This is a genomic window from Flagellimonas onchidii (genome assembly GCF_004804315.1).
GTDB classification, from domain to species: domain Bacteria; phylum Bacteroidota; class Bacteroidia; order Flavobacteriales; family Flavobacteriaceae; genus Flagellimonas; species Flagellimonas onchidii.
On sequence record NZ_SRXX01000028.1, the window covers coordinates 1 to 3,978 of the forward strand.

At 41.9% G+C, this 3,978-nt stretch carries 5 protein-coding genes; all 5 read right to left on the reverse strand.

The window, feature by feature from the left end:
- Nucleotides 1–1,146 (reverse strand): hypothetical protein (locus E4661_RS18100; RefSeq protein ID WP_136468878.1); only part of this gene is annotated, 1,146 nt, incomplete at its 3' end.
- A gap of 24 nt (nucleotides 1,147–1,170) precedes the next feature.
- Entirely contained in the window at nucleotides 1,171–2,223 is a 1,053-nt protein-coding gene (locus E4661_RS18105) for a GDP-L-fucose synthase family protein (protein ID WP_136468894.1), read from the reverse strand.
- Nucleotide 2,224: 1 nt separating this feature from the next.
- Nucleotides 2,225–3,364: a GDP-mannose 4,6-dehydratase gene (gene gmd, locus E4661_RS18110; RefSeq protein ID WP_240751539.1), complete on the reverse strand. Its 1,140-nt coding sequence runs from the start codon at nucleotides 3,362–3,364 to the stop codon at nucleotides 2,225–2,227.
- 48 nt (nucleotides 3,365–3,412) lie between these two features.
- Nucleotides 3,413–3,685, reverse strand: a complete 273-nt coding sequence (locus E4661_RS18115; protein WP_136468879.1) for a tyrosine-type recombinase/integrase — start codon at nucleotides 3,683–3,685, stop codon at nucleotides 3,413–3,415.
- 46 nt (nucleotides 3,686–3,731) lie between these two features.
- On the reverse strand, nucleotides 3,732–3,978 hold a 247-nt coding region (locus E4661_RS19510; RefSeq protein ID WP_168796426.1), incomplete at its 5' end, for an ATP-binding protein.

Here is a 3,978-nt window from a genome sequence, read left to right on the forward strand (position 1 = left end):
GGATTCTATTTTTTGGTCCATTTCCCTGAATACCATAGCATCCAATTTTGATAAGGTGTCATCAAGCTCATCAAACTCAAAAAAACCTTCTTCGATAAATTTTACCAGCCCCCAGCCTATTCCCAAGCTTCCTTGATAAAAATCGGTGGGGGGATTCCCTTCTTGTGAGAATTCATTTATCAATATTTCTCCAAATTTTTCCAATGCAAAATTTGTATAAAACTCTTTACCATATATCTTTCCATATTTGAACAGAAAATAGAGCAATGGTAGTTTTCCGTTCAGAGAATTGTTTAGGGGCACCCCGATATTTATCATAAGGTACTGGGCAATGTTGTTAATCGTCTTGCTCCCTTTAAGTATTGAGGATGCATCTTGAAAATACTGTTGCTTCTTTTCTAAGGGAATCGCATAATTATTTTTAGAGGGTACATGGCCATCATCAATGGTGTATGGCCATCTCTTTTTTTCCTTGAAGGCCAATACTTCTGAATGTTCGGTCAAGAGATTGGAATATATCCATTTTTCCATGCCAGAGAGATAACCCCTCTGTTCACCGTTTTCAATTTCATCAATGTACATATCCCTGGGATAGGGTCTACTCTCGGCGCTCCTTATTTTTATCCCGTTGAATTGGAGTATATGCCCCTCGTAAAAAAGGGAGGCTAAATGCCAAAGGAGGCAATTTGAATACCTCCATGCTATGGAATCGAACACGCTGCACAGCGGAAAAATAGTATTGTCAAAAAGTACGCTATGGTGGAAAGCGTTCATACAGGCATCAAAGAAGAACACCTTATGAGCAGGAAGATGGGACTCTACATTAAAATGAAAGTCGAATAGATAGGGTGTTGCTATGGCCGGATTATATTGTAACAATAACTTTTCGAATTCTTTGAAACTTCCATTTTCAAAAACGATATCATCATCCAAAAAAATATAATAATCGTATCTCTCCTTGAGTTTTCCTGCTATTTCAAACAAATGGTTCCTTCCATCGGTCCATGTTGAATTTGGAAAAAAGACCATTTGATCATGTTCTTTTTTCCATGACAAATAAATAATGTCGGCATTTTCTTGTAGTTCAGGATAGGGAATCTCGGTTCCCTCACATTGAACGAGGTATAAAAACGGTTTTTCTTTCATTTTGAATATAGCTTCTTAAAGAAATTAGGCATGCTCTTTCAGATATGATGCGATTATTCTACGTAATCCTTTTTGAAGGTTTGTTGAGGGTTTCCAGCCTAGTTTTTTCAATTTTGTTGAATCCAATAGTTTTCTTGGGGTGCCATCTGGGTTGGAGTCATCGAACACAATTTTTCCATTATAGCCTACAATATCTTTAACAATCATGGCCAGTTCTTTAATGGACACCTCTTCGCCACTACCGATATTTAGATGGGTGTTCCTAATCTCGTTATCTTCAATACCGTACAGATCTTTAAAATCCATGTGTTCCATGATATGGATACAGGCATCCGCCAAATCCTCTGACCAAAGGAACTCGCGCAAAGGTCTTCCACTGCCCCATAACTCCAATCGGTCAGGATGTACCCCTTTATCTTCCATGTATCTTCCTGCCTTTTCTTTGGAATCGATTTCCAGGTTTTTTTGAATGGACTCAAAATCTCCTTCCCAATACCATTTGGCCAATATCATTTTTCGGATGATGGCCGGGATTACATGGGATCTGTCCAGATTGAAGTTGTCGTTTGGACCATATAGGTTAGTGGGCATCACGGAAACAAAATTGGATCCGTGTTGAAGGATGTAGCCCTCGCACAATTTGATTCCGGCAATCTTTGCGATGGCATAGGGTTCATTCGTGTATTCCAAGGGACCGGTCAACAGGGCATCTTCGCTAATGGGCTGTGGCGCTTCTTTTGGGTAAATACAGGAACTCCCCAAAAAAAGCAGTTTTTTGACCCCGAATTTGTAACTGTTATGGATCACATTGTTCTGTATAGTCAGGTTTTCATAGATAAAATCTGCCCTATAGGTATCATTGGCACGGATGCCCCCTACCTTGGCCGCAGCAAGAAGGACATATTCCGGTTTTTCATCCTCAAAGAAAGTGGTTACGGCCCTTTGGTCCAATAGATTCAGTTCCTCTCGATTCCTGACCAATATATTGGTGTATCCTTTTTGTTTTAATGCCTTTGCCAGGGCACCTCCTACCAACCCTTTATGTCCTGCCACATATATTTTGGAGTGCTTTTCCATTTTACCCATAATGGTTCTTGATGGCATGCCCTCCTTCTTTGAGGTATAGTTCCCTTTCCGTAAGTTTCAGATCATTTTCCATCATATCCGTTATCAGGGAATCCAAATCATAGTCTTGTATCCAACCAAGTTCTTCCTCTGCCTTTGATGCATCCCCTATCAGCAAATCAACCTCTGTAGGCCGATAATATCGGGAATCTATGGACAATACTTCCTTCCCCACTGGCAATTGGTACCTTGCATCGTTGCATTGGGCGATATGGGCCGTTTCATCTTTTCCCTTTCCATTAAAATCAAGCTCAATGCCCAGATAGCTGAAGGCCTTGATCACGAAATCCCTGATACTGGTCGCAATCCCTGTGGCCACGACCCAATCCCGTGGCACATCATGTTGGAGTATCAACCACATCATTCTAACATAGTCCTTGGCATGGCCCCAGTCCCTTTGTGCATCCAGATTGCCAAGATAGAGTTTCTCTTGCAATCCAAGTGCAATCCGGCACACAGCTCGGGTAATCTTACGGGTTACAAATGTCTCGCCCCGAATGGGCGACTCATGGTTGAACAGGATGCCGTTGCAGGCAAACATGCCAAAGGCTTCCCGATAGTTCACCGTGATCCAATGGGCATAGAGCTTGGCCACACCATAGGGACTCCTTGGGTAAAATGGGGTGTTCTCGTTTTGGGGAACTTCCTGGACCTTTCCAAAGAGTTCTGAGGTGGAGGCTTGGTAGAACTTTACCTTTTTCTCCATTTTGAGTATCCTGATTGCCTCCAATAACCGTAAAGTACCCAGACCGTCCACATTGGCTGTGTATTCGGGGTTCTCGAAGGAGACCCGTACATGACTCATCGCCCCGAGGTTATAGATTTCGTCTGGTTGTGTTTCCTGAACAATTCGTATCAGATTTGTACTATCTGAAAGATCTCCATAATGGAGAAAAAAATTAGGGTCTTCTTCATGGGGATCTTGGTAGAGATGATCCACCCTTTCGGTATTGAACATGGAGGAACGTCTTTTGATGCCATGAACTTTGTATCCCTTCTTAAGAAGTAATTCTGACAAGTAAGCTCCGTCTTGTCCGGTAATGCCCGTTATAAGTGCAGTTTTTTGCTTTACCATAGATGCAAGATAATCCATTAAAATATGATTATCTATATTTTTCTTACAATAAACACCGGTAATTGCTTACATCGGCAGAGTGACTGCCTCATCTAAAACTGTGGTATCCAATTCCTTTAAGTAGGCTTGCGTTATCGCAAGATTCTTATGTCCCATGGATTCGCTTATAATATCTGTTGCCACACCCTTCTGTTTTAGACAATTGGCAAAACTATGTCTTGCTACATAGCTACTGATGTTTTTTTTAATATTACATAATCGAGCAAGCTCTTTTAGTTGTTTGTTGTATATGCATATTCCTGTGAAAGTGAACCAGTGATTCCTGTTTAAAGTGAGCATAGCAAACCATGTTCAGGAACATATCCGAAGAGAGTATCGCAAAGTATTAAAATTTGGCGTTTTCATCATTTAATTTTTTCTTTCTTTTTTTCCTCATCGACTCCCCTTTGAGCCCGATCCTGCGTGCCGAGTGGACGATACGGTCCAAAATGGCATCGGCAATGGTCTGTTCTCCTATGACATGGTGCCACCTGCCCACCCTAGGAACTTCTCCGGGTTCCAATCCGCCACATAGCGATGGGTGCTGGGCATATGGGCAGGGTCGGTGGTATAGCCGTAGCGTTTCCTGTCCC